We start from the raw sequence: 26296 nt of genomic DNA, 5'->3' as shown, positions 1-26296 counted from the left end.
GCCGCGTTGGCCTGGCGTACGCTGGGAATCAGCGCCGTGAGCCTGGCCCTGGCGTTTTCCGTCTGGTTCATGTGGTCGGCTATTCCTATACGCCTGAACGAGGCTGGCTTCAGGCTGTCGCGCCAGCAGCTATTTTGGCTCACTTCCACGCCGGTTCTTCTCGGTTCATTTTTGAGGATTCCCTACAGCCTGATTGTTTCCACGATGGGAAGCCGCCGAAGCTACACCCTGGTTACGCTTTTACTGCTGTTGCCGTGCCTGGCCACCGGCTTTGCTGTGATGAACCCGGCAACCCCGTTTTGGGTGCTGTTGCTGTGCGCGGCGTTGACCGGCATCGCCGGGGCCAACTTCGCCACCTCCATGGGAGTTGTGAACCTTTGGTTTCCAAAACAGGCCCAAGGCACCGCCCTCGGCATCAATGGCCTTGGCAATCTCGGCGTTACCATCGCCCAGTTCACCGTCCCTCTGGTGATCGGCTTTTCTTTGTTAGGCTCAACAGACGCCACCGGCCCTGTGGCGGCGCCCGCGCGCCATCTCCACCTGGAAAACGCCGCCTTTGTCTGGATACCGCTCATCCTTGTCTGCTCTGCGGCCATCTGGTTCGGGACCCGGGATTTTCCAATGGCGCCCAGAACCCTGTCCTCCCAGCTCGTGGCCGGAAAGAGGCTGCACACCTGGTTGCTTTCGGGGCTTTATTTTCTGACCTTCGGTTGCTTCGTGGCAATGGGGGCTTCTCTTCCGTTGATCATCAAGGAAGTCTTTGTGAACGCGCCCGGCGGCGCCCCCAAGCCGCTGCTCTTCGCGCCGTGGGCCGCCGCCATCGCCACGATCATGCGGCCCATCGGCGGATGGTGCGCGGACAAGTTCGGCGCCGGACGCATCACCTCCCTCGCAATTGGGACGATGGCGCTGGGCGGATTCAGTCTGTCGGGATTTTTGCAGCCCGAAGCTTTCACCGGATTCTTCACCGTCATTCTGGTCATTTGCGCAGCGGCGGGACTGGGCAACGGCAGCGTATTCAAAATGATTCCAAATGTACTTCCGAACGAAGCCGCGGCCGCCATTGGCATCGTCAGTTGCGTGGGTGCGCTCGGCGGGTTTGTGCCGCCGTTGCTGCTGGGATGGACGATGGATCATTTTGGTTCCCCGGCCTGGGCTTATACTGCAATGGCCTTCTTTGCGTTGCTGTGCATGGGGGTTAACGGATGGTATTATCACCGGAGAAATTCTCCATCTCATTGCTGAATTTTTAACAGTGAAGCCATATCCCAGGAATCCAAAACCCAAGAAGGCCAAAGCCGGTTCCGGCAAAGCGTTTTCAATTTACAACCGGATCATGGTTTTTTCCGGCGGTCATTGCGCCTTGGGGCCGGGCCGGGTGATGGTGATGGAGCAGATTGCCAAACATCGCAAACTCAGCCTGGCCGCGAAGGAAATGGGCATGTCGTACATGAAAGCATGGCTGTTGGTCCGCTCCCTCAACCGGAGCTTTTCAAAACCCGTGATCGAACTGGCGCGCGGGGGCAAAAAGGGAGGCGGAGCGCAGTTGACCGCCTCGGGGCGGAAAATCCTCGCCCTTTACCGTAAAATGGAATCCCAGGCGGATAAAAGCCTCAAGGCTGACGCTGGAAAAATAAAACGCCATCTGTGGTGAAGCTTCCCGACCTTATGGATGGGGTCTCTCTGAAAGGCCTAAAATGATCTTTTTCCGTTTTTTTTAATTTTTAGATTTCCGTTATATCCGGCCATATATATACTACATTTCACATTATGATTGGAATTCATGAAACCATTTTGCTGGCGTGCTGCTTTTTCCTGGTCGCGATGCTTTATGGCAGCGTCGGCCACGGCGGGGCTTCGGGATATCTCGCCGTCATGGCTTTCGCAGGCATGGCCCCCGTCGTCATGCGCCCCACAGCCCTGACGCTTAACCTTCTGGTGGCGGGAATGTCCATGTTCGCATTTGCGCGGGCCGGGCATTTTCGCGGCCTGTATTTTTGGCCCTTTATCATTACCTCGGTTCCTTTCGCATGGCTGGGCGCCCGACTTGAGCTTCCCTCCCCGGTTTTCAAAGCCCTCCTCGGTTTTGCGCTGGTGTGCGCGGCAGTCCGATTTTTGATTCCAACCTCTCCCTCCCAGGAGGAACGCCGGCCTTTTTTGGGGTGGATGTTCCTCGCGGGCGCGGCCATCGGGCTGATTTCCGGCTTGATAGGAGTGGGCGGCGGAATTTTTCTGACGCCGTTGCTGCTCCTGTGCCGCTGGTGCGGCACAAAAACAGCCGCCGCCGTTTCCGCGCCGTTCATTGTTGTTAATTCCATGACCGGCCTGGCCGCAAACCCTTCTCTGCTCGGGCATCTGCCGCCTGCATGGCCCCTCCTGGCTGCCTGTGTTGTGGGCGGCGGCTTCCTCGGCGCGCGCTGGGGCAGCGGCCTTGCCCGCATCCCGCAGCTTCGCACCGCCCTCGGCGCGGTGCTCTTGATCGCCTCCGCCAAACTCCTGTTTCCATGAACACGGATCCACACGGACGGGTGATCGATTACCTCCGCATCTCGGTCACCGACCGTTGCAACGAACGCTGCCTCTATTGCATGCCGGAAGGCTATAAAGGTTGGGCTCAAAAACCGGACCATCTCAGTGCCGATGAAATTGTCCGGGCGGCGAAAGCGGCCTGTGCCCTTGGATTCAGAAAATTCCGGCTCACCGGCGGCGAACCGCTTATTCGCGGCGACATTGTGGGAATCGCCGAAAGGCTCTGGAATCTTTCCGGAGTCGAAACCCTGGGCATCTCCAGCAACGGCACACGCCTGAAGGAATTGGCGCGACCTCTCCGTCAAGCCGGGGTCCGCAGCATCAATGTCAGCCTTGATGCACTTGACGCCGACATTTATCACAAAATCACCGGCGGCCGGCTTGCCGATGTGATCGAGGGCATTGACGCCGCGCTCGACGCCGGATTTGAACGCATCAAACTCAACTGCGTCCTGATGCGCGATGTCACCGAATCCCAGCTTCCGTTGCTTCTCGATTTCGCCTCAGCACGGAATATCCCGATCCGTTTCATCGAACTCATGCCCTTGTCAGACGCGGATGTTCTGAATGAAAACAATTTCCTGCCTGTCTCCGAGCTTATGCGTCTTATTTCACGTCATGACGAACTCATTCCCGCTCAAAACGAGCGCCTCGGCCACGGCCCCGCCCGTTATTACCGGTTGAAAAAAGCCAACGTGCTGACCGGCTTTATTGGCGCGCTGACCAACCTTGATTTCTGCGGCGCCTGCAACAAGCTTCGCCTGACCGCCGATGGCAACCTGCGCCCCTGCCTCGGACAACACGGCGAAATGGATTTGAAGCCCGTCTTGCGCCTCGGTTCCGACCAGGATTTGATTGCCGCGTTCGCTGAAACCATCCGTCAGAAACCTCTGGACCACAGCTTCCGCGACCATTACAAACCCCAACGCCCCATGATCGCCATCGGAGGATGATTTATGATCTCCCATCTTAATCTTAATCCAACTTCATCTCTAACTCCATCTCTAACTCCATCTCTAACTCCAACTCTATCTCCAACTCTATCTCCAACTCTATCTCATTTTCCAAACCCAGGAGGCAAGAGATGGAGTTGGAGTTAGAAAACAATGAGAAGCAATAATCCATGACCCGCGTGTTTTTATTTCATACATTAAAAGATAGTGCCGGTACGGATAGAATCGATCTGGCGTTCGACAAGCCGCTTGACGCAGCCGGGCTGTGGGAACTGTTGATCGCGCACGCTCCCGCCTTGGCCTCCCATCGCAAAAGCGCCCGCATCGCCTGCAACCAAGGCTATCTTGCTCCGGGTGAACGCATTCATCCCGGGGATGAAGTCGCCCTCATCCCCCCGGTCTCAGGCGGATAACTGTATGCATCCGATTCTTAATCTTACTCTTAATCTTAATCTTACTCACTCTCCATCTCTCACTCTAACCCGGATGTTTCACACGCTTCAGAAAACCGCTTCAAAGTGTCCTGCTCCAAAGTATGGCGGGAACAGGGGTGCAGGAACATCCGGGTTACAAGCAAAACCGCCTGAATGGGTATTTTGTTTTGATTTTTGAATTGGAACTGCCTTATTTTGAGGCGGTTTTGCAAGAGCCTGCATATGCCCAGCTCGTGTCTTTCCGCTGTTACGTCCCGGCGCTAACAGGTTGACCATTGAAATGAGTATGAAATATGCAGGCTAACTCGATCTCTCTTTTCTTTGAGATAGAGATAGAGTCGGAGTAAGAGCAAAAACAATGACGCCCTTCATTCAGTTAACGCGTGAGCCCATCGCTCTCGACAAATGTTTGCAGGCACCCGGTTCAAACGACGGCGCCCAGGTCTTCTTTTCCGGCCACGTGCGTGATCTGGAAGACAACAAAAAAATCCAAGCCCTCGCGTACGAAGCCTATGAACCTATGGCAGAAAAAGAACTCAAACGCTTGGTTAAGGAAATCCAACTCCAACACCCGGTCTCGCAAGTCCGCATCATCCACCGCCTGGGCATCATTCCCGTGAGCGAAGCCGCAATCGCGATCCGCGTCTCCGCTCCCCACCGGCGTGAAGCCCTGGCCTTTGTCGAAACCTTCATGGATCGATTGAAGCAGGACGTTCCCATCTGGAAAACCGGAAGCCAGCCATGAAGAAGAACCTCCTTCCCGTCGGCGAAGCCAGACAGCGCCTGCTTCAATCGCAACAGGCTTTACCCAAGGAGAAGATCCCCCTTCACAAGGCCTATCATCGCGTTCTGGCCCAAACGATCAAGGCCGCCCAGGATCGCCCGGCCTTCGACCGTTCAGCCATGGACGGTTACGCGATTTCCAACAAACAGGATGCCTCTTACCTCATCCTGGGTGAAATTCCAGCCGGGGTCAAAACACCCGCAAAACTGAAATCCGGCCGCTGCCTGCGGATTTACACCGGCTCGACATTGCCGAGCAACTGCCTGGCCGTCATTCCGCAGGAACAGGTTGCGGTTTTTGGCAAACAAATGCGCGTCATTGATTGGCCGAAAAACACTTTTATTCGCCGCCGGGGTGAAGACGCCAAACGCGGCAATGTTCTGCTTGGCAGCGGCGCCCGCTTGCAAGCCCCGGAACTGGCAGTCCTGGCACAGGAAGGTATTGTGCAACCCTGCGTGTACAAACGCGTCCGCGTATCCCATCTGGCCATGGGAAAAGAGCTTGCGGATCCCGCCTCAAAACCCCGATCCGGCCAAATCCGCGACAGCAACTCCAGCCTTATCGCCGCACTGCTCCAACACCCGCCCTATCAACTTGCAGCCCAACGTCGCGTCGGAGATACTCCCGCCGCCGCCCTGCGTTTTTTTAATAGCCGGGCCGTACGGGATTCCCATGTTCTCGTCATTTCAGGCGGCGCTGGATCGGGCGACCACGATTGGGGCCGCCATCTGATTCATCAACTCGGCTTCCATATTCTCAGCGACGGCGTCGATCTTCGTCCTGGAAAACCCCTCATTGTCGCACGCAAAAAATCGCAAACCCTGTTTGTCCTGCCGGGCAATCCGGTCTCTCATTGGGTTACCTGGCAGCTTTTTGTCCGGCCATTACTCCTGTGTTTGAGCGGCTTGGATCCCCAGCCAACCATCATCCAGACCCGGCTGAACTCCGCTTGGAAACACAACTCCGATCTACGCCATGTCTGGTGGCCCGGACATTTATTCTATCGCGATGGACAGACACACGTCTCTCCTCTGGCTTTGAAAAGCTCCGGCGATGCCAGCCGCCTCTGTGGAGCGAACAGCCTCATCCACTTCCCGCATGGAAAAGAGGTCTTTCAGCCGGGCGACGAAGTGGCCACCATGATTTGCGAACCTTTATGAAGAAATTAAGCCACCTCGATGCCAGTGGAAACGCGCACATGGTTGATGTCAGCGCCAAACCGGACCAACTCCGCCGGGCTGTGGCCTGCGGCGAACTCCATTGCAGCGCTGAAACCATCAAGCTCCTGAAAAAGAAAGCGCTGCCCAAAGGCGATGTCCTGACCGTCGCCCAGATTGCCGGCATTCAGGCCGCCAAGCAAACTTCCGCTCTCATCCCCCTCTGCCATCCTTTGCCGCTGCATCAGGTCAGCGTGGAATTCAAAGTGCAGGCAAAATCCATCCAAATAACCGCCAGCGCCACCACGAGTGGTAAAACCGGGGTCGAAATGGAAGCACTCACCGCCGTAGCCGTCGCCTGCCTGACTCTTTACGACATGCTCAAGGCCGTGGATAAAAAAATGCGCATAAGCGGCATAAAAGTGATCAAGAAAATGAAAGGGTGAATTCACTCTCTTACTCCAACTCTCACTCGATCTCTAACTCTTTGAGTTTGAGGAAAGAATTGGAGATGGAGTTAGAGCGAGAGATAGAGTAAGAGTGAAAAAAGACATGAAAATCGCGCGCATTACTTTGAGCGACCGCGCCAGCTCGGGCATTTACGAAGATCTCAGCGGCCCGGCCATTGAAAAAATCCTCGCCCCCTTTTTCAAGGATCTGCCGCAATTTATTTCCGTTTTGCTCCCCGACGAACGAAAGCTCCTCGCAGAGGAGCTCCGGCACCTGGCTGACGTCGAAAATTGCCCGCTGATTCTCACAACCGGCGGCACCGGTCCCGCTCCGCGCGACATCACCCCGGAAGCCACACGCGATGTTTTGGAAAAGGAACTGCCCGGGTTTGGTGAAATTCAGCGGGTCCAATCTTTTGCAATCGCTCCCACATCGATTTTATCGCGGGCAACCGCCGGAATTCGAGGACGCAGCCTGATCGTCAATCTGCCCGGCAATCCCAAGGCGGTGGCGGAATGCCTTCCATTGCTGTTGCCGGCCATTCGCGAGTGTTTGAAACATCTGGAGGAGTCATGATCTTAATCCACCTCCATCTTTAACTCCAACTCTATCTCTATCTCTATCTCACACTCTTTGAGTCCAAGGATAGAGTTAGAGTTGGAGATAGAGTAAGATTAGGATTAAGAGCAAGAGACTGAGATGGAGTAAGATGAAAAAAATATGAAAATTGAGACGATTTATATTTCCCCGGGGCACAATTATTTCGGCCATCACGAAAAGCCCCAGGGGACAAATGAAATCCTATCCGTCGATAGCGCGGAATGCGTGGCGGGCCAGGGCCTTGTGGGCGACCGCTTCTTTGGCCACAAGGAGAATTACAAGGGACAGATCACTTTTTTTTCTTTGGAGGTTTATAAAACCCTTTGCAACAGCCTGAATGTTTTCGATAAATCCACGGCTGTGTTCCGGCGTAATGTCATTACGAGCGGCATCGATTTGAATTCCTTGATCGGGAAAAAATTTGAAATCCAGAGCATCTCCTTTGAAGGAATGACCGAATGTTCTCCCTGTTATTGGATGGAACAGGCTTTCACCCCTGGGGCGGAAGAAATGCTCAAAGGACAGGGAGGATTGAGAGCCCGCATCCTCAGCGACGGAATTCTCAAAACCGGCCCTGCGGGGTTCAGACTTGTTCTCTAACTCAATCTCCAACTCAATCTCCAACTCAATCTCCAACTCAATCTCCAACTCAATCTCTAACTCAATCTCCAACTCAATCTCCAACTCAATCTCCAACTCAATCTCTAACTCAATCTCCAACTCAATCTCCAACTCAATCTCCAACTCAATCTCCAACTCAATCTCCAACTCAATCTCCAACTCAATCTCCAACTCAATCTCCAACTCAATCTCCAACTCAATCTCCAACTCGCACTCCTTAAGTCCGAGAAAAGAGTTTGAGATAGCGATAAAGTTAGAGTTGGAGCGAGAGCCGGAGTAAGATTAAGATTAAGAGTAAAAATGCAGACTTCTTTCACAGCAGGGCTTCTCGCCGGAGGGCGTTCTTCGCGCATGGGACGCGACAAGGCCGCGCTGGAATTTGAAGGCGAAATGCTCTGGCAACGGCAAGTCCGTTTGCTGGAAAGCCTGAATCCCTCGCAACTCCTGATTTCCGGACGCCCGGATGGTCCTTATATTGGGTCTTCCTATAAAGTCATTTACGACCAACACGCCGACCAAGGGCCGTTGGCAGGATTGGCTGCGCTCCTGCGCGCCTGCGTTACCCCACGGCTGTTGGTTTTAGCCGTTGATATGCCCTGGATGACCTCGTCTGTGCTGAAACAGATGCTCGTGCACAAGGGAGGAGTTGTTATTGAACACGATGGCTTGTGGGAAGGAACTGCGGCGGTTTATCCCATTGAAATTCTGTCCTTGGTTGAGGATGCCCTTGCAGGGCCCGACCACTCGCTTCAATCGCTGATCCGCCGGGCAAAACAAGCGGGCCTCATGGAAACCTGCCGAATCCCGCCTGCTCAGGCGGACGCCTTTCGGAGCTGGAACACTCCGCACCCCCCGGACGCCCCGAAAAAGCTTTCGTAAAGGTCGGTCTGATATTCTGCCGCAGGCCATCCATCATAATGTTTTGCAATTTAACGGCCTATTGTTAGCGTTACGGGTATGTCCACGCAGATACAAATAGTGCGCCACCTGACCTGCTTGTGCGGATTTTCCCTGATCCTCTCATTGCACGCAGCTTCAGCCCAGGGGCTGGACACGATAACAAACACCGCAACCGGCGGCCAGCAATGGGAGACTCCCGCGGAAATCCGCGAGGGCCTTCAGAAACAACTCACTAATCTGGCGATTTACCTGGTCCAGCCCGGCGGAGAAAACAAACCCGCAGGCTCGCGCGAATGGGCCGGCAAAGCCCTGGCTCTGGCATCCACGATATACCCGGAAGACAAACAGAAAGTCGCGGTGCTCCAGTTCCAATTGGCCCACAATGTGACTCCGCAGCCTGTTTCCTCCTATAATTTGAAGTCCGAAACCGAACGAATGTTCGCGCTGGCCACGACCCTTTCCCAATCCCAAAAAAAATTCGAAAGCCGTCTGGCCAATTACCTGGTCGAACTGATAGCCCAAGCCGATCCTCTGAATGAACCCGCCGTGACAAAATTTGTGTCCATGCCCGAAAGCAACGGGCCCAACGACTGGTCCAGAATTGGCTATACGCCGGCGCCCACACCTCCCGCCGCCGGGAACACCGCCACCGCCACCGCAACCACATCGAACACCATTGTTTCCCATCCCATTTCATCCTCTAACACACCCGAAACACCCCTCCTCCTGCACAAATCCTCGATTTCCTCGTTGTTGATCACAGAAGCCGCATCGGGAACCCTGGTCGGCCAGGTCAACGACCTCATTGCGAGCGTGCAAAAAGTCAATACGGACAAAACCCTGGAAGTAAGCTTTAACCAGGAAGTCGGCGATGAAATGAAAACCTCCCTTCAGGAGGCGGTCCGGATGATTGAAGCTAAAATCCCCGACCGTTCCGTCGGATTCACCGCCACGCTAGGGTTCGAGGACAAATATACTCCCAAAGACGGCGGGTCTGCCGGGACAGCCTGCAGCCTCTTGATCCTGTCACTTCTGCAGGGAACGGTCTTGGACGAAAAAGCCGCCGTCACAGGAGACATCACCGCCGACGGCAAAGTCCGGAAAATCGGCGGCGTGGCTGAAAAAATCGGCGCCGCACAAGCCGCAAAATGCACCCTGGTGGCCATTCCGGACACCAATGCGCCCGATATCGAAGACATGCTCGTGATGCGGCCTTCCGACATCCTCACGAACATCCAGATTTTCAGCATCAAGGACATCGACCAGGCCAAGGAACTGGCCTGCAAAGACCGCAGCGAACCCCTGAAACAGTCCATGGAACTGTTTCAAAAGCTGGCTGAAAGCATCAACTCGGGACACAGCATAAGCGCCCCGGATACGCGCGAGCAATTAAACAAGGTTCTGGGGCTAACTCCCAACCATCTTTCCGCCAGATTCCTGCTTCAGAAGTCCCTCGGCCGTATTCCCGCACGAATGTCGCTCGAAGGCTCCCTGAGGGAAATTTTTTCAGCCAGTTCCTACTTCACGCCCGCCATCTTCAACAAAAATATTGAGCGCGACGCCTCTCCGCAAATGATCACCGTAAGAAAATATTCCCCGGAACAATACCAGGGCGCCCTCGACAAATTGAACTCCTTAAACTTCAAGGTGGACCCCCGCGTATCCAACATACAGGACGCGATCTACGACTTTGTAAATGTCTGGCAGAAAATTGCCGAGAGCAACTCCTCCAGCAAGGATACCACACTCAAGGGCAAGCTGTTGGAAAACCGCAACAAGGTCCTGGACGAATTGTCGCGGCTGCAATACGACGACAAAGCCATCACCGAACTGATCCGCAGCAATTAACCCGGATGTTTCACCCGCTTCTGCAACCCTGCAAAGTGTCCGGCCAAAAGGCCGGGCAAAATCAGGAGTGCCTTCGCATCCGGGTTAAAAACAAAACCGCCTGGATGAAAATTTCTTTGGATTCGAAATGTCTTATTTTGAGGCGGTCTTGCGATAGCCTGCATAGGCGCAGCGCGTGTCCTTCCTCTGTCGTGGCAGCGTGCTAACAGGTTGAACATTAAAATGAGCATGAAATATGCAGGCTAATTTCCCATGAAAACAAATACTCCCCTCTTTCCATTTGAACATCGCACGATTCTCCAGACCACCATGCCGCTCGGCGGGATTGGCGCGGGCTGCCTCTGCCTGAACGGCCACAGGCCATGGCGCCCGTTCCCCTGGACAAGACTTCGCTGCGCGTTTCTGTCATTGAAGGCCAATTGGCGGTCAAGCGCGTCATTCTCGACCTTGGAAAACAACCGCTGGAACTTATAACAAACATGCTCGCCAAACCGGGATATCCCGTCAAACTTTCAATTCACAAACATACAATTAAAAAAATAAGTAGAAAGCACTCCAATGAACCCCAGCTCCAACCCAAGCTCATTTTCAGGCCTTGCCCAGTCACTCGGAAATCTGCCCTTTCTCAGCCGTGCGCAAACACGATCTGTTTCGCCGGAAAATGTCTATGGTGAAAAAGGCAAAGGTGGAATGGCGGAGGTTTCCGCCACACCCCAGCCTGAGGTCGCAAAAATCGGGCAGGTTTGGCTTGAAAATAATGCAGCCGTTCGTGAACTTGGACGTGGATGGAAAGTGCGTCCCCTCATTGTCGTCCCAAAGCGATCCAGTGCAACAATCATGGATGTCGAAGGCCCCGGCGTGATCCAACAAATCTGGATGACACCCGCTGGGAACTGGCGCTACTCCATCATCCGCGTTTATTGGGATGACTCCGAAACCCCGGCAATCGAATGCCCGGTGGGCGATTTCTTCGCCTGCGGCTGGGGAAAATTTGCGCCGGTGGTGTCCCAGGCTGTCTGCGTCAATCCGGGTAGTGCGTTCAATTGTTACTGGCCCATGCCGTTCCGCAAGCGGTGTCGCATTACCTTCGAAAATATCGCCGATGAGGACATGACCCTGTTCTATCAAATCAACTACGCCCTGCAGGAAGTACCGGAGGACGCCGCCTACTTCCACGCTCAATTTCGAAGGGTCAACCCGCTGCCCTACAAGGAGGTTTATACCATCCTGGACGGAGTCGAAGGCTGGGGCCATTACGTGGGCACCTATATGTGCTGGGGCGTCAACAACACCGGCTGGTGGGGCGAAGGCGAAATCAAATTCTACATGGACGGCGACAAGGAATTCCCGACCATCTGCGGGACCGGCACCGAGGATTATTTTTGCGGGTCGTATAACTTTGAAAACCAGGCAACCAGGCAATACCAGGAATTCAACACGCCGTATGCCGGCATGCCACAGGTGATCCGTCCCGACGGAGTCTATCAATCCCAAACCCGATTCGGCCTCTACCGCTGGCACATCATGGACCCGATCCGTTTTGAGAAGGATTTGCGCGTCACCATCCAGGCGCTCGGCTGGAGGAGCGGCGGACGTTTTCTGCCGCTTCAGGATGATATTGCCTCCGTCGCCTACTGGTACCAAACTCACCCAGCCAAGCCATTCCCGAAGTTGCCTTCGCGCAACGAATTGGAAATTATTTAGCGCATTAACGTCAGCATTATAAATGAAACCAATTTTCCCCCATATTCCGTTCCTCGGAGGCTGGGACTCTGCGAAAATCCTGCTTGAAGAAGAATGCAAACAGTCCCTGGAAGAAGGCCGCGACCCGGCTGCTGTCGAAAATATCAAAGCGCAAATCACCGCGCCGGCCGAATCGGAGCACGAGCAACTCGCAGCTCTCTGGTATGCCTTGCAGGATATACCCAGACGACCGGATTTTTCCTTCATCGAACCCAGTGACCTCGAAACCATCCGTGGCGAACGGGCGGACGGCCCGCGCCAGCTGCCCATCGCCTATGGGAATGACGTGTTGTCAGACCGGATGCTGGGCACCTGGCTGGGCCGCTGCACGGGTTGCGCGCTTGGAAAGCCGGTTGAATGTTTCATGGCCCCTGACAATGGGCTTTCGAGCAAGGAACGCACCAAGACTTATCTGACCGCCATTGGGCCCGACGAATATCCGATTCGAAATTATATTCCCGGCTCGTCTCCCGCCTCCGGGCAAACAGGCAAAGTGTGTTTCGAATTTTCCACCCGGGAAAAGATCGCCTTCATGGAAACCGATGACGATATCCGCTACACCGTTCTTGCTCAAAAGGTGATGCTTGCGCACGGAGCGGCATTCACCACAGGCAACGTGATGGAGGCGTGGATGGAATATCTGGGTTACCAGCAGGTCTGCACGGCGGAAACACAAGCGTACCGGAACATCGCCATACGCTACAGACCGCCGTTCAAGGACGATGTGGACTGGAACTGGGTGGCCACGCATCACAATCCCTACCGCGAATGGATCGGCGCGCAGATCCGCGCGGATTCGTGGGGCTATGCCGCGCCGGGGAATCCCGAACTGGCGGCGGAATTCGCCTGGCCCGACGCCCGCATGAGCCATGTGAAAAACGGCATTTACGGCGAAATGTTTTGCGCCGCCATGATCGCCGCCGGGTTCGCAACGACGGATCCGCTGCAGGTAATCGAAGCCGGACTTGCCGAAATCCCGCACCGCTCGCGCCTTTATCAGGAAATGCGGGAGACCATCGGCATCTGCCGGGAACATGGGTTCCGGGCGGCGGAATTCGAGGCCGTGCTCGACAAAATTTACAGTCGGTTCGGTCATTACCATCCGGTGCACACCAACAACAATGCCGCGCTAGTCGTGGCGGCCTTGCTCCTGGGACAGGATGATTTTGAAAAAACCGTCGGCATCGCCGTCATGGGCGGTTGGGACACCGACTGCAACGGCGCAACCGCAGGCTCGATCTGGGGCGCGATGTTCGGCGCAGCGCGGATTCCCAAAAAATGGACCGCTCCGCTGAACGACACGCTTTATTCGCTGATTCCCGGTTATCATCCCATCGCAATCAGTGAATGCGCCAGGCTCAGCGTGGAGATTGCGCAAAAGGTGCGCGGTTCAACATGAAATCACCCCGCATCACCGTCATTGGCAGTTCCAACACCGACCTCGTCATTACCGCGGCCCGTCTGCCGCAGCCGGGCGAAACCTTGTTAGGTGGAGAGTTTTGCCGGTTTCATGGCGGCAAGGGCGCCAACCAGGCCGTCGCGGCGGCACGGGCGGGCGGGCGCGTGAGCTTTATCGGGGCGCATGGCGAGGACGATTTCGGGCGCGCCGCCAAAGCCGCCCTGCGCGCGGAGGGCATTGACGTGTCGGCGTTTCGGGCCAAATCCGGCAAATCCAGCGGCATCGCGCTGATCGTGCTCGGCGGACGCGAACGCCAAAACCAAATCGTGGTTGCAAGATCGGCCAACGATGCAATATCGCCCACCGACGTGGACCTCGCTCGTAACAAGATCACACGTGCCGGCATCGTCGTTGCACAACTCGAAATCCCGCTGGAAAGCGTGACGCGCGCAGCCGCCATTGCTGCCAAGGCCGGTGTGCCGTTCCTGTTGAATCCCGCGCCCGCCCGGCGACTCCCATCCACGCTACTCCGGCTCGTCCACACACTGGTTCCGAATGAGCACGAAGCCGGGCTACTTACCGGCGAGTCTTCACCGGAAAAGGCGGCGCAGGCACTGCTCCGGCGCGGTTGCCGCCAGATTGTCGTGACACTCGGCGCCCGCGGCGCCTTGTGCGTGACGGCCAAAGGCTCGAAGTTGGTCCGCGCGCCGCGCGTCAAACCCGTGGACACCGTGGGGGCAGGCGACTGCTTCACCGGCTGGCTCGCAGTCGGGCTGGCTGAAGGGCTCTCCCTTGAGGAAGCGGTCCGCCGGTCGGTAAGCGCCTCCGCCTTGAAAGTCACGCGCCATGGCGCTCAAAGCGGCCTGCCGTATCGTTCAGAAGTCAAAATGCAATGAGTTCCGCAGGCAATTCCGGCATGGCCCCGGCCTGACTGGCAACGTAGGCGCCGATTTGATTGCATCGGTCTGCGATTTCCTGCAAGGGCAGCTTCCTGAGCAAACCCACGGCAAGCATGGCGGAAAAAGCATCGCCTGCGCCAACGGCATCCACACATTTAACTGGAACAGCGGCGGAGCGGATCGTCTGTTCGCGGGTGTGCAGTTCACAGCCTTCCGCTCCTCGAGTCAGCGCAATCCATTCCAAGGGAAAATGCTGAAACAGCCGGCTTATAATATTTTCCGGGTGTGCTTCCCAGCCGTAGAGACGCCCCACGCAAGCCAGTTCGTCAGCGTTCAACTTGAGCACTGTGGCGTGCCACAATCCAAATTCGATGATTTCGTTTGTGTAAAAGGATTGCCGCAGGTTTACATCGAACAGCCGCAGGGCGTTTTTCGGGCAGGATGTAACGGCCCATCTGATGGTTTCCTGCGAGACGGCATTGCGCTGTGCCAGAGTGCCAAAGCAAATGGCGTCCAGCCCGGAGGCCAGTTGTTTTAAATCCCCTGTCGGTTCCAGAAAGTCCCACGCAACCGGGGCCGTGATCGTGTAGTTTGGCTGGCCATCCCGAAGCCTAACAAACACAGTGCCTGTCGGCTGGACCGGATCGGTCTGAAGATATTCCGTGGAAACACCCCTGCCCTCAAGCTGCCTGCGCAACTCGCTGCCGCCTGGATCACAGCCAATGCGCGATACAATCCGCGCCTGCGCGCCAAGTTGCGCCGCGTGGAAAACAAAGTTTGCCGGCGCGCCCCCCAGCCGGTCCGCATCCGGAAATTTGTCCCAGAGCACTTCGCCAATTCCGGCCACCAAGGGAGCGGAACGATTCATTTTTTCAGGCGCGCGCGGCCTGAATCTTGCGTTCGTAGGATTGCACTTCATCAAACCAGTCCATCCCCACGGGGACATTCTGGCGGCGGCAATATTCATCCCAGACCGCGCCCGCAGGCAGGGTTTTGATTTCCTCCAATAATGCAAGCCGCTGGGTAAAGTTTCCGGCGGCTTCAGCCTCCCGCAGTTTCTTATGGGGTTCGAGCAACGCCAGCAACAGCGCCTTGGCGGTGCTTCGCGAGCCGATTACCCACGCGGCAATGCGGTTGATGCTTGCATCAAAAAAATCCAGCCCGATATGGGTGCGCCCGAGAAAATCGCCGCGCGCCAATTCCTCCATCATCGCCTTCAGCGGGTCGTCAAGGACCACCACGTGGTCGCTGTCCCAACGGACGCCGCGGCTGACATGCAGCAAAATCTCCGGCACAAACTGCAGCACGGAGGAAATTTTGTCGGCGAGATTTTCCGTGGGATGGAAATGGCCGGCATCCAGGCAAATGAGCTTTTTGTTTTTGACGGCGTACCCAAGATAAAACTCATGTGAACCGATGACGCAGCTTTCGCTGCCAATGCCGAAGAGCTTGCTTTCGAGCGCATCTAGATTGTGTCGGGGATCGATCTTTTCGGCAAACATCGCATCGAGGGATTTCTCAAGCCGTTCGCGCGGCGCTTTGCGGTCCACGGGCGTGTCCTTAAACCCGTCCGGGATCCACACATTTGTCACGCATGGAGTGCCAAGCTGTTTGCCGATGGCCGCGCCGATTTTGCGGCAGGCGATTCCGTGCTCGATCCAAAACCGCCGCACACCGGCATCCGCATGCGACAGGGTAAAACCGTCGGCTGCCAGCGGATGCGAAAAGAAGGTCGGATTGAAATCCATTCCGATGCCGGATGCCCCACACCAATCAATCCAGCTCTGGAACTGCGCCGTGGTGTATTCATTGCGCGGAACCTTCTTCCCGCCAAGGTCGGCGTAACATGCGTGCAGGTTCAGCCGGTGTTTGCACGGGATCAGCGAAAATGCCTTCGTCAAATCCTGCCTTAACTCATCGATGGAACGCGCTTTGCCAGGATAATTTCCGGTTACGGCCAGTCCGCCGCCCAGTTCCGCGCCCGTATTTTCAAAACCGCCGACATCGTCTCCCTGCCAGCAATGGAGCGAAATCGGGATGTCCGCAAGCTTGTGCAACACGGCCTCGGTATCCACATCCAATCGCACGTAGGTTTCGCGCGCCGAAGAATAACAATTATTTGGCATAAATTTTGAGCTTACTTGAAAAACCGCTTTAGCCTGCATATTTCACACTCATTTTGATGATAGACCAGTTGGCGCTGTGGCACAACGGCAGAATGACGCATGCTGGGTCTATGCAGGCTACTGCAAAACCGCCTCAAAATACGGCGCTTCCAATTCAAAAATTTCTCATTTCAGGCGGTTTTGTTAATAACCCGGATGTGGCTGCGCCCCTATTTCTGTCCGGCTTTTTGAAATGTGGGATGAACCCTTTGCAGGGGTTTTCAGAAGTGAGTGAAACATCCGGGTTAGTCCATTCAGCTTTTCCGCTTTTCCCCAGACGCATGGCATTTACGGGTGCTGCCGCCATCGATCCATTCTCCCTCGATTCTCAGAAAAAACGGAATCTTGGGCACTCCAATCTGATTCAGGTACAATTGCGAAACAACAAAATCGACGGCTGCAGCCATGTATTCGTGAGGATGAGTATATATTCCAGAACAGCCTGGATCAGCCTTGGGCATATCCAACGCGGCAAATCCAACTTCCCCTGGAATCTGCCTAAAATTTCGGAGGATATTGACAAATTCCGGCGACATCGTGAGTACCGCATCGGGTTGGCATCGTTCCAACCATTCTTCGAGCGTTTTTTGCACTACAGTGTTGTTCCAGCCTTCCAGCCAAAGAATGGGAACATGATGGTGAGGTGGATACTCCCTCTCAAATCCCAAAAAACTTGCCGAATATTGACCGCCGGCATACAAGTCGGCTGCATGATCCAAGACCAACCCTATCCTTTGATAGCCGAGACGAGTCAAACGGTGGAGCGCCAGCCTGATATCAAAGTAGTGATCGCTGGCAATGGCATGAAGCTTCGGCTGCGACATCTGATACCCCAGTGTCAGCGCACTGAAACGAGTCCAATCCAACGGCAGATGGCCAATTGGTTTTGGCAGTGGAGCAACGAACACACCGCGAATCCCGCGGGCTTGCAAAACAGACGTCAGACGGCGTGCGGATATTCCAAGTTGACGCAGGCCGAACTCTTCCACCTCGTATCCCAGTTCGTTTGCTCTGCATCGGAGACTCGGAAGAATATAAGACCAACTGCCTGTCTTATTCCAATCTCTGCCCGGGAAGTCATGAATTAACGCCAGTGTTGCCTGGTATGTAGCGGTCCGTGAGCGGCGGAGTTCACGGGTCAGCTGGGCAACGATGGGATTGGCCTTGTACCCCAACTTTGCGGCGAGGTCCTGAATGCGAAGGCAGGTCTTTTTCGGGAGATGGACATCGTTCCGGAGGGCGCGGGAAACGGTGGAGTGTGAAACGCCCGCTTCACGGGCCAAATCGCGTTGGGTGATCGTTTTTGCGAAGGCCATGCAACTGGTGCATAGCAGATTCGTTGCCGGTAATCCAATTATAATTAAGCTGAAAAAATATGACCACGCCCACCAAACTCTATCCCCGCAACAACCGGACAAAATCATTGGACACGGAATTATTTCGCGCTCCAAGTTCCGAATATCGCGGCGCGCCTTTCTGGTGCTGGAACAACAAGCTCTCCTGGAAACAACTGGAGCCTCAGATCGACCATTTCAAGACGATGGGGATGGGCGGATTCCACATCCATGTTCGCACGGGATTGGTAACTCCCTATCTGGGTGAGGAATACATGTCACTGGTCAAGGCGAGCACAGAAAAAGCCGCCTCAAACGGGATGTTGGCCTGGCTCTACGATGAGGATAGATGGCCATCGGGTTTTGCAGGCGGGCTTGTCACCAAGGATGAAAAGTTCCGGGCAAAACATCTGCTCTTCACCTGCAGCCCCTATGGTCATGAAGCATCTGCTGCCGTCAATAACAGCGGAGCCTTTGGCAGCCGGAATGGAAACGGACGGTTGATCGGGACCTATGAAGTAATCCTTAAAGACGGGGTTCTGGCAGATTATAAATTCCTGCGCGAAGGCGAAAAAGGTTCGGGGCGCGGAGTTCTTTGGTATGCCTATCTCGAAACGGCGAAGCCGGTGGCCTGGTTTAATCATCAGACTTATGTCGATACTTTAAATCCCGCGGCCACACGGCGGTTTATTGAAGTAACCCACGAAGCCTATGCAAAAGCCGTGGGAAATCATTTTGGAAAAACCATTCGGGCCATCTTCACGGACGAACCGCAGTTTCCACACAAAACCTGTTTTCAATCCACAACGGATCAACGCGATTTGTTTCTTCCGTTTACGGAGGATTTATTGGATACATTCGCCGAAACCCATGGCCAGCAATTGGAAAAGCATTTGCCGGAGCTGTTCTGGGAACAGCCTGGACGCAAGGCTTCGGTTGCGCGCTATCGCTATCACGACCATGTCGGTGAACGGTTTGCCACGGCCTATGCGGATGTGCTTGGGAAATGGTGCGAAGATCACGGGATCGCGCTGACCGGACACATGATGTCGGAGCAGACTTTGGAATCCCAGGCCGGTGCGCTTGGAGATGCGATGCGCTCCTATAGGGCCTTCCAGCTTCCCGGCATTGACATGCTGTGCGATGCGCGGGAATACAACACCGCGAAGCAGGCGCAGAGCGCGGTGCATCAATATGGCCGGGATGGCATGTTGAGCGAATTGTACGGCGTCACCGGTTGGGATTTTGATTTTACGGGCCACAAAGGACAGGGCGACTGGCAGGCCGCACTGGGAGTCACCATTCGCAACCATCATTTGACGTGGGTATCGATGGCCGGTGAAGCCAAACGCGATTACCCGGCGTCCATCGGTTATCAATCTCCGTGGTTCGATCAATATCGGCTGGTAGAAGATCATTTTGCCCGGGTGAATACGGCGCTGACACGGGGCAAGCCGCTGGTCCGGATCGGAGTCATTCATCCGATTGAATCCTATTGGCTATGTTGCGGTCCGCTGGAGCAAACCTCCCTTGAACGGAAGGAACGCGAAAAACAATTTTCGGATTTGACCCAGTGGCTGCTTTTCGGGTTGCTCGATTTCAATTTTATCTGCGAATCACTTCTCTCCTCCCAATCGGCAGCGCGGCAGACGGACAAGTTCCAAGTCGGGGAGATGGCCTATGATGCCGTCATTGTCCCGGCATTGCGCACAATCCGCTCGAGCACGTTGGAACGGCTGCAAAGTTTTGCAAAGGCGGGCGGCGCCGTGATTTTCACCGGAGAAATCCCCTCCCTTGTCGATGCCTTGCCTTCGGAGGCGCCAGCCCAATTGGCCGCCCAATGCCGCCACGCCAACCATACGCAAACCGGCATTTTGCAGGCGCTGGAACCTTTTCGGGAATTGGAGGCTCGGCTCCATGACGCACGACCATCCGATTCCCTGCTCTGCCAGACGCGGCAGGACAAAGATTCCCGCTATTTGTTCATCTGCAACACGGATCGCGTCAAGGAACGTAAGGGAGTCACGCTCAAAGTGCGCGGCGACTGGTCGGTGACTCATCTGGATACGCTGACCGGAGCCGTCGAAACGCTCGCCGCCGAAAGCCGTGACGGATGGACTGTGCTGCGCTGGAATTTTCCAGGCTGCGGGAGTTTGCTTTTGCAATTGGAGCCCGGCTCAAGTCCCGGCGGAAAGCCGTATGACTTCGCGAAGTTTGAGGAAGTCGCCCGATTGACCGATCCCGTTCCCGTGACGCTTTCGGAACCGAATGTCCTGTTGTTGGATCAAGCACAATGGCGGATCAACGAGGGAACATGGAAGCCAGTCGAAGAAATGTTGCGGCTGGATAATCTAATCCGGCGGGAGTTTGGATTGCCGGATCGCTGCGGCAACATTCCACAGCCCTGGGCGGACAAGGAACCCAGCCCCACTCTGGGCCAGGTCGAATTACGATTCAGGATCGAGAGCGCTATCTCGGTCGATGCCCCCCTGCTCGCCCTCGAGGAAGCAGCCAAAATGAAAATTATCTTGGACGGCAAACCGGTTCCCAGTCAGGCGACCGGTTGGTGGGTCGATGAAGCCATCCAAACCGTTGCATTGCCGCGGCTCGACGCGGGCGCGCACGAATTGGTTTTGAGTTTGCCCTTCAACCGCAAAACAGATCTTGAAAATATTTATCTGCTCGGGGATTTCGGCGTGCGCGTCTTCGGACGCCATGCCGAATTGATTGCGCCAGTGCGGCAATTGGCTTTTGGAGATTGGACACAACAAGGCTTGCCGTTCTATGCCGGAAACGTGACCTACCACTGCCAGATTAAGAAAATGTCAGGCCCGCTCCGAATGCAAGCGCCGCAGTTTAAAAATCCCCTGCTCACCGTTGCTCTGGACAACAAGCCGTTGGGACAAGTGGCGTTTCCCCCGTTTGAAATCGACCTCGGTTCCCTCACCCCAGGAATCCATGCGTTGGATCTGACCGCATACGGCAATCGCTATAACTCGTTTGCTGCAGTGCATAATTGTGATCCATTCCTTGAATGGAAGGGGCCCGACTCCTACCGATCAGAAGGCATCAACTGGTCTTACGAATATCAATTCAAACCGATGGGAATTCTCTGCGCGCCATTGCTGAAAGCGTCAAAGAAATAAACCCGGACACGAATCCCATCCATTTTCCCGGATTGCCACGATCCGAACCGTCGTTGTCATAATCTTCAAATAAGGCACCGCCAGTCTTTCCTTTACATGGCAAAGGCCTGAAGGTTACTTTTGTAACCTGAAAGTTGCCGCCGGAGTTCCGGCAAAGCGCCAACAAACATGAGCAGAAAAATCCGTTACGGCATGGTGGGCGGCGGCCAGGGCGCATTCATCGGCGCAGTGCATCGCATTGCGGCGTCGATCGACGGACAGATCGAACTGGTCTGCGGCGCATTTTCCTCCGACCCGGCCAAGTCAAAAGCAAGCGGCACAGACTTGTTTCTTCCGTCGGACCGTTCCTACGGCAGCTTTGAGGAAATGATCTTAAAGGAGAAAAAACTGCCCGCGGAGCTGCGGATGGACTTCGTTGCCATCGTGACACCCAACCACATGCATTTCCCGCCCGCAAAGATGGCGCTGGAAAACGGGTTCCATGTGCTGTCCGACAAGCCCGCCACTTTCAATCTCGATGAAGCAAAACAGCTCGAAGCCTTGGTCAGGAAAACCGGCCTTCTTTACGGCCTGACGCACAACTACACCGGTTATCCGATGGTGAAGGAGGCCCGCGACATCATTCGCGCGGGTCAACTCGGCAAAATCCGCAAGATCGTCGTTGAGTATCCCCAGGGCTGGCTGGCGACGCGCGTTGAAGCAAGCGGCCAAAAGCAGGCTGCCTGGCGCACCGATCCCGCCAAAGCCGGGGTGGGCGGCTGTGTGGGCGACATCGGGACCCACGCGGAAAACCTTGCCGAATACATCACCGTCCTGAAAATCAAGGAACTCGCCGCCGACATCACCTCCTTTGTCGAAGGCCGCCTACTCGATGACGACGCGAATGTGCTGTTGCGTTTCGACAACGGCGCAAAGGGCGTCCTGCATTGCTCGCAAATCAGCATCGGCGAGGAAAACAATCTCAACATCCGGGTTTATGGTGAAAAAGGCGGCATCGAATGGCACCAAAAGGAACCCAACACGATGCTCGTGAAATGGGCCGACCGTCCCGCGCAGGTCTATCGCACCGCAAACGGTTACCTTGGCGCGAACGCCACTGCCGCGACGCGCACTCCACCCGCTCATCCCGAGGGATACCTTGAAGCGTTTGCAAATATTTATAAAAATTTTGCCGGCTCCATCCGCGCGCGGCTAGAAAAGCGCAAACCGACGGAAGTCGAAAACGATTTTCCGAAAATCGAAGACGGTATCCGCGGCATGGCCTTCATCGAAGCGGTGGTCGCTTCAAGCAAGGCGAACAGCGCATGGACCCGGTTGGCAAAATAACACTGAAGGCAAAGTCGCAGTCTTCCATTTGAAAATCATCCCATGGATTACTTCAAAAAAACAAAAGCGATCCAATATGAAGGCCCTTCAAGCCAAAACGCGCTAAGTTTCAAACACTACAATCCCGACGAGGTGATCGACGGGAAGACCTTGAAACACCATTTGCGATTCTCCATCGCCTATTGGCATTCGTTTCGCGGAGTTGGAGCCGACCCGTTTGGTCCGGGCTGCATCCGGCGTCCCTGGGAAAATGGGAAAGATCCCCTGTCCGTTGCCAAAGCCCGGATGGAGGCGGCGTTTGAATTTTTCGGGAAAATCCAGGCGCCATTTTATTGTTTTCACGACCGGGACATCGCGCCCGAAGGCCGCAGCCTGCGGGAATCCAACAGGAATCTGGACAAAATTGTAGCGCATGCAAAGCAGTTGCAAAAAGCCACGGGGATCAAACCGCTCTGGGGCACTGCGAACCTGTTTTCCAACCCGCGCTACATGTGCGGGGCCGCCACCAATCCGGACGCACATGTCTTTGCCTATGCCGCCGCACAGGTTAAAATGGCCCTGGAAGTCACCAAGGAGTTGGGTGGAGAAAATTATGTGTTCTGGGGCGGTCGCGAAGGATATGAGACATTGCTCAACACCAACCTCAAACGCGAACAGGATCATCTCGCCGCGTTTCTGCACATGGCGGTCGATTACGCGGCGCGAATCGGGTTCAAGGGACAGTTCCTGATCGAACCCAAACCGAAGGAGCCCACCAAGCACCAGTATGATTTTGATGTGGCCGGCGGCATTGCGTTCCTCAGGACATACGGCCTGGCAAAACATTTCAAGTTCAACATCGAAACCAATCACGCCACGCTGGCAGGCCATACGTTCCAGCACGAAATCGAAGTTGCGGCGGCGGCGGGAATGCTGGGTTCGATTGACGCCAATTCCGGCGATTTATTGTTAGGCTGGGACACGGACCAATTCAACACCGACGTAAAGGAACTGACCCTGGCGATGATGTCAATCCAACGGGCGGGCGGACTCGGATCGGGTGGATTCAACTTCGACGCCAAACTACGGCGGCCATCGATTGATCTGGAGGACTTGTTCCATGCGCACATCGGCGGGATGGATGCGTATGCGCTTGCGTTCAAGCTCGCACGTCAAATCCTGGCGAAAGGAAAATTTGAGCAACTGCTCAAGGAGCGCTATGCCACCTTTGATTCCGGATACGGCAAGGACATAGAAAAACGCCGGGTCGGATTCAAGGAACTGGAAAAATTGGTTCTCGGCAAACTGGGCGAACCGGTTCCAAAAAGCGGACGGCAGGAATACTTCGAAAACCTGCTCAACACCCACCTGCACGGTTCATAGGACGAATAACTTATGATGACTCTGGGCATAGACGTCGGAACGGGCAGCGCCCGGGCCGGAGTTTTCACGTCGGACGGCAGGATGCTCGCCGCAGCGAGCCGAGCCATCCAAATGTGGAAGCCCCGTCCGGATTTTGTCGAACAATCATCCGACGATATCTGGTCATCGTGCTGCGCGGCCGTGCGCGAAGCCATGCAAAAGGCCGGTGTCCGTACAGATCAAGTGTCCGGCATCGGTTTTGACGCCACATGCTCGCTCGTCGCGCTTGATGAACAGGATCGCCAGGTTTCCGTGAGCCCAACCGGACGCGATGAACAGAATGTGATTGTCTGGATGGATCACCGGGCCGTCGGCGAAGCCGGTAAAATCAATCACACGGGTCATCCGGCGCTCAAATATGTGGGCGGCGTCATTTCCCCCGAAATGCAGACCCCGAAACTGCTCTGGTTGAAGAAAAATCTGCCGGCAACATGGAAGCGCTCGGCCCGGTTCCTGGATCTGCCGGATTTTTTGACCTATCGTGCCACTGGCGATGATACCCGTTCCCTTTGCACCACTGTCTGCAAGTGGACTTATCTGGGCCACAAAGGTTTGAACGGAGAAGGATGGGACGCGTCTTATTTCAAAAAGATCGGCTTGGGCGACCTGGCGGCGGATGGATTCAAACGAATCGGCATCCGCATCCGGCCCATGGGAGAGCCTGTCGGACATGGGCTGACGAAACAGGCTGCGACTGAATTGGGATTAAATCCCGGCACACCGGTCGGGGTCTCAATCATCGACGCCCATGCAGGCGGCCTCGGGCTGCTGGGGGCTTCACTTGGCGGTAAAAAGTCCGCAACGGCGAATTTTGAAACCCGTCTCGCCCTGATTGGAGGAACTTCCTCCTGCCACATGACCGTTTCCAAAAAACCGCGTTTTATACACGGGATTTGGGGGCCTTATTTTTCTGCCATGATTCCAGGATACTGGCTGACCGAGGGCGGGCAGTCCGCCACGGGAGCGCTGATCGACCATGTCATCCACTCTCATGCCGCTGCGGCGGAGCTTCAAGTCGAGGCCGAAAAGAAGGGCCTGACAATATACGAGCTGCTCAACGAACGGCTGGAGCTTCTGGCGAAAGCTAAAAACATCCGGCATCCTGCTGAATTGACCCGTGACTTGCATATTCAACCTGACTTTCACGGAAACCGCTCGCCGCGAGCCAACCCGGCATTAAAAGGAACCGTCACGGGACTGGCTTTGTCCGCCACGGTAGATGATCTGGCCTTGCAATATCTGGCGGCGATCCAAGCCGTCGCGTACGGCACCCGGCACATCCTTGAAGAAATGAACAAAAAGGGCTACGGCATTTCCTCGGTATTTATCTGCGGTGGCGGAACCAAAAATCCTGTTTTCCTCCGCGAACATGCCGACATCACCGGGTGCAATCTGATTCTTTCAAAGGAACCGGAAGCGGTGCTGCTCGGCTCGGCTGTACTCGGCGCGGTGGCTTCCGGCCGTTTTAACACGTTGCCCGAAGCAATGGCCTCCATGAATTCCGTGGGCCGAATCATCAAACCGTCACACGGCAAAGTCGCGGATTACCACGAGCGGAAATACCGGGTCTTCCATCGTATGCACTCCGATTTTCTCGCCTATCGAAAAATAATGGCCGACACTTAACCTGCGGATCCTTATGAAAATCACTTTCCTGCCGGTTCTTCTTTGCGCCCGAGGCACGCACGAGGCCCGCGCCCGTAGGCGTCGGCGAAAACCTTGTAGAACTGGGCATAACTCCCGAAGCCGGCCCTATACATTGCTTCGGTCATGGTCCTTTGCTCGGGCTTGCGATAATGCGACCAAAAGCGTGAAAGCCGCAGGGAATTTCTATAACGATTCACTGGCACGCCGACTTGGGCGGCGAATATCCGGCTGAAATGCGACTCACTCAATCCGCATTCGCGGGAAAGGCCTCCAAGCGTTCCGGACCAATCTTCGTTGCCCAAAATCTCAATCGCTTTCGATATGGCCGGATGCAGCGAAACCGCCGGATGATGAAGCCCCCCCTGCTGTTGAAGACGCCATGAAAACAGCAACAAATGGCGCAAGCCCGCATTGAGGCCGTCCGGGTCGCCATGCCGGTAACGAAAATCAGATTCCACGCCAAAACCGGCCTCGCGGTTGAGGATATCGGAGTCGAGCGATCCCTCCATCATCCGATCCATCATCCTACGCAACAAATCATAACTTTCGGGATCCAGAATGGTGTGCAGGACCCGCCCCTTCTCCGCCTTTTTTCGCGTGAGGCCCTTGTAGGGTTCCGTGTGACAAGACCTCGCAATCAGTCCCGGCTTGAACACCGCCACATAATTCCGGGCGTCATTGCTCCGGTCCACGAGCTGATGTTCCTGCGCCGGAAACATCCACAGGAGCGTACGCGGGCCGAATGTGAACCTCCCACCGCCCGTGATGTAGGTGATGGTCCCGCGCACAACCAGATTGAGCTCCAGTTCCACATGATGATGGCTTTTCAACGAAGGCGGGTTGTGCACGGATTCGGCCAGAAAAAGAAATCCGTCGTAAATGGGATCAAGCTTCAGATCCTGCAGCACGACAGCAAAATATGATAACTTTTTCCCATAGGGCAAGAAGAAACCCCGGCGC

The 26296-nt window shown here is 55.3% G+C and carries 23 protein-coding genes; 18 read left to right on the top strand and 5 right to left on the bottom strand.

All coding sequences use genetic code 11. The features are described from left to right. The 9 genes from PHD76_12890 to mog form a co-directional block, all read left to right on the top strand. A partial coding sequence (locus tag PHD76_12890) for an MFS transporter (GenBank protein ID MDD5262734.1) occupies positions 1-1245 on the top strand: 1245 nt, incomplete at its 5' end. A gap of 10 nt (positions 1246-1255) precedes the next feature. Then, a complete protein-coding gene (locus PHD76_12885; protein MDD5262733.1) occupies positions 1256-1654 on the top strand; it encodes a LysR family transcriptional regulator in 399 nt (132 codons plus the stop codon). Positions 1655-1770: 116 nt separating this feature from the next. Beyond that, on the top strand, positions 1771-2508 hold the full coding sequence (locus tag PHD76_12880; protein ID MDD5262732.1) for a sulfite exporter TauE/SafE family protein: 738 nt from the start codon (positions 1771-1773) through the stop codon (positions 2506-2508). Continuing rightward, positions 2505-3482 (top strand): GTP 3',8-cyclase MoaA, encoded by a 978-nt coding sequence (gene moaA / locus PHD76_12875; protein MDD5262731.1) that lies wholly within the window; start codon positions 2505-2507, stop codon positions 3480-3482. Before PHD76_12880 ends, moaA begins: the two co-directional genes overlap by 4 nt. Before the next feature lie 170 nt (positions 3483-3652). Further along, complete coding sequence (locus PHD76_12870) at positions 3653-3895, top strand: MoaD/ThiS family protein (GenBank protein ID MDD5262730.1); 243 nt, start codon at positions 3653-3655, stop codon at positions 3893-3895. A gap of 379 nt (positions 3896-4274) precedes the next feature. Then, positions 4275-4661: a molybdenum cofactor biosynthesis protein MoaE gene (locus tag PHD76_12865; protein ID MDD5262729.1), complete on the top strand. Its 387-nt coding sequence runs from the start codon at positions 4275-4277 to the stop codon at positions 4659-4661. Beyond that, complete coding sequence (locus PHD76_12860; GenBank protein MDD5262728.1) at positions 4658-5860, top strand: molybdopterin molybdotransferase MoeA; 1203 nt, start codon at positions 4658-4660, stop codon at positions 5858-5860. The genes PHD76_12865 and PHD76_12860 overlap by 4 nt, the downstream gene beginning before the upstream one ends. Continuing rightward, on the top strand, positions 5857-6303 hold the full coding sequence (gene moaC, locus PHD76_12855) for a cyclic pyranopterin monophosphate synthase MoaC (GenBank protein ID MDD5262727.1): 447 nt from the start codon (positions 5857-5859) through the stop codon (positions 6301-6303). Before PHD76_12860 ends, moaC begins: the two co-directional genes overlap by 4 nt. Before the next feature lie 106 nt (positions 6304-6409). Then, complete coding sequence (mog, locus tag PHD76_12850; protein MDD5262726.1) at positions 6410-6883, top strand: molybdopterin adenylyltransferase; 474 nt, start codon at positions 6410-6412, stop codon at positions 6881-6883. A gap of 225 nt (positions 6884-7108) precedes the next feature. Here mog and PHD76_12845 read toward each other — a convergent pair whose 3' ends face one another. Next, positions 7109-7699 (bottom strand): hypothetical protein, encoded by a 591-nt coding sequence (locus tag PHD76_12845; protein ID MDD5262725.1) that lies wholly within the window; start codon positions 7697-7699, stop codon positions 7109-7111. 129 nt (positions 7700-7828) lie between these two features. Between PHD76_12845 and PHD76_12840 the strand changes: the two genes are divergently transcribed. From PHD76_12840 to rbsK, 5 genes are all read left to right on the top strand, one after another. Continuing rightward, positions 7829-8407 (top strand): molybdenum cofactor guanylyltransferase, encoded by a 579-nt coding sequence (locus PHD76_12840; GenBank protein ID MDD5262724.1) that lies wholly within the window; start codon positions 7829-7831, stop codon positions 8405-8407. Positions 8408-8485: 78 nt separating this feature from the next. Then, positions 8486-10276, top strand: a complete 1791-nt coding sequence (locus PHD76_12835) for a hypothetical protein (GenBank protein ID MDD5262723.1) — start codon at positions 8486-8488, stop codon at positions 10274-10276. Between the two features lie 558 nt (positions 10277-10834). Continuing rightward, the gene (locus PHD76_12830; GenBank protein ID MDD5262722.1) at positions 10835-11980 is read left to right on the top strand and encodes a DUF2961 domain-containing protein; all 1146 of its coding nucleotides are present in this window, start codon (positions 10835-10837) and stop codon (positions 11978-11980) included. Between the two features lie 22 nt (positions 11981-12002). Next, positions 12003-13418, top strand: coding sequence for an ADP-ribosylglycohydrolase family protein (locus PHD76_12825; protein MDD5262721.1), 1416 nt, complete (start codon positions 12003-12005; stop codon positions 13416-13418). Further along, positions 13415-14314, top strand: coding sequence for a ribokinase (rbsK, locus tag PHD76_12820; GenBank protein MDD5262720.1), 900 nt, complete (start codon positions 13415-13417; stop codon positions 14312-14314). The genes PHD76_12825 and rbsK overlap by 4 nt, the downstream gene beginning before the upstream one ends. Here rbsK and PHD76_12815 read toward each other — a convergent pair. The 3 genes from PHD76_12815 to PHD76_12805 form a co-directional block, all read right to left on the bottom strand. After that, the gene (locus tag PHD76_12815) at positions 14301-15185 is read right to left on the bottom strand and encodes a carbohydrate kinase (protein MDD5262719.1); all 885 of its coding nucleotides are present in this window, start codon (positions 15183-15185) and stop codon (positions 14301-14303) included. The two genes, rbsK and PHD76_12815, sit on opposite strands and share 14 nt — an antisense overlap. 4 nt (positions 15186-15189) lie before the next feature. Continuing rightward, the gene (locus tag PHD76_12810; GenBank protein ID MDD5262718.1) at positions 15190-16443 is read right to left on the bottom strand and encodes an L-rhamnose isomerase; all 1254 of its coding nucleotides are present in this window, start codon (positions 16441-16443) and stop codon (positions 15190-15192) included. 293 nt (positions 16444-16736) lie between these two features. Beyond that, the gene (locus PHD76_12805) at positions 16737-17471 is read right to left on the bottom strand and encodes a hypothetical protein (GenBank protein MDD5262717.1); all 735 of its coding nucleotides are present in this window, start codon (positions 17469-17471) and stop codon (positions 16737-16739) included. A gap of 386 nt (positions 17472-17857) precedes the next feature. Between PHD76_12805 and PHD76_12800 the strand changes: the two genes are divergently transcribed. The 4 genes from PHD76_12800 (at position 17858) to PHD76_12785 (ending at position 25315) form a co-directional block, all read left to right on the top strand. Further along, positions 17858-20962 carry a hypothetical protein gene (locus PHD76_12800; protein ID MDD5262716.1) on the top strand — a complete coding sequence of 1035 codons (3105 nt, stop codon included), beginning with the start codon at positions 17858-17860 and terminating at the stop codon, positions 20960-20962. A 168-nt stretch (positions 20963-21130) separates the two neighbouring features. Next, positions 21131-22288, top strand: coding sequence for a Gfo/Idh/MocA family oxidoreductase (locus tag PHD76_12795; GenBank protein ID MDD5262715.1), 1158 nt, complete (start codon positions 21131-21133; stop codon positions 22286-22288). 42 nt (positions 22289-22330) lie between these two features. Next, entirely contained in the window at positions 22331-23650 is a 1320-nt protein-coding gene (gene xylA, locus PHD76_12790; GenBank protein ID MDD5262714.1) for a xylose isomerase, read from the top strand. A gap of 12 nt (positions 23651-23662) precedes the next feature. Continuing rightward, positions 23663-25315, top strand: coding sequence for an FGGY-family carbohydrate kinase (locus tag PHD76_12785; protein ID MDD5262713.1), 1653 nt, complete (start codon positions 23663-23665; stop codon positions 25313-25315). A 20-nt stretch (positions 25316-25335) separates the two neighbouring features. On the opposite strand, the gene PHD76_12780 is transcribed toward PHD76_12785, so the two are convergent. Continuing rightward, on the bottom strand, positions 25336-26296 hold a 961-nt coding region (locus PHD76_12780), incomplete at its 5' end, for an AraC family transcriptional regulator (GenBank protein ID MDD5262712.1).

Source organism: Candidatus Methylacidiphilales bacterium, from assembly GCA_028713655.1.
Taxonomy (GTDB): domain Bacteria; phylum Verrucomicrobiota; class Verrucomicrobiia; order Methylacidiphilales; family JAAUTS01; genus JAQTNW01.
The sequence above is the reverse complement of the archived record's forward strand: the minus strand, read 5'-3'. Positions and strand labels throughout refer to the sequence as shown.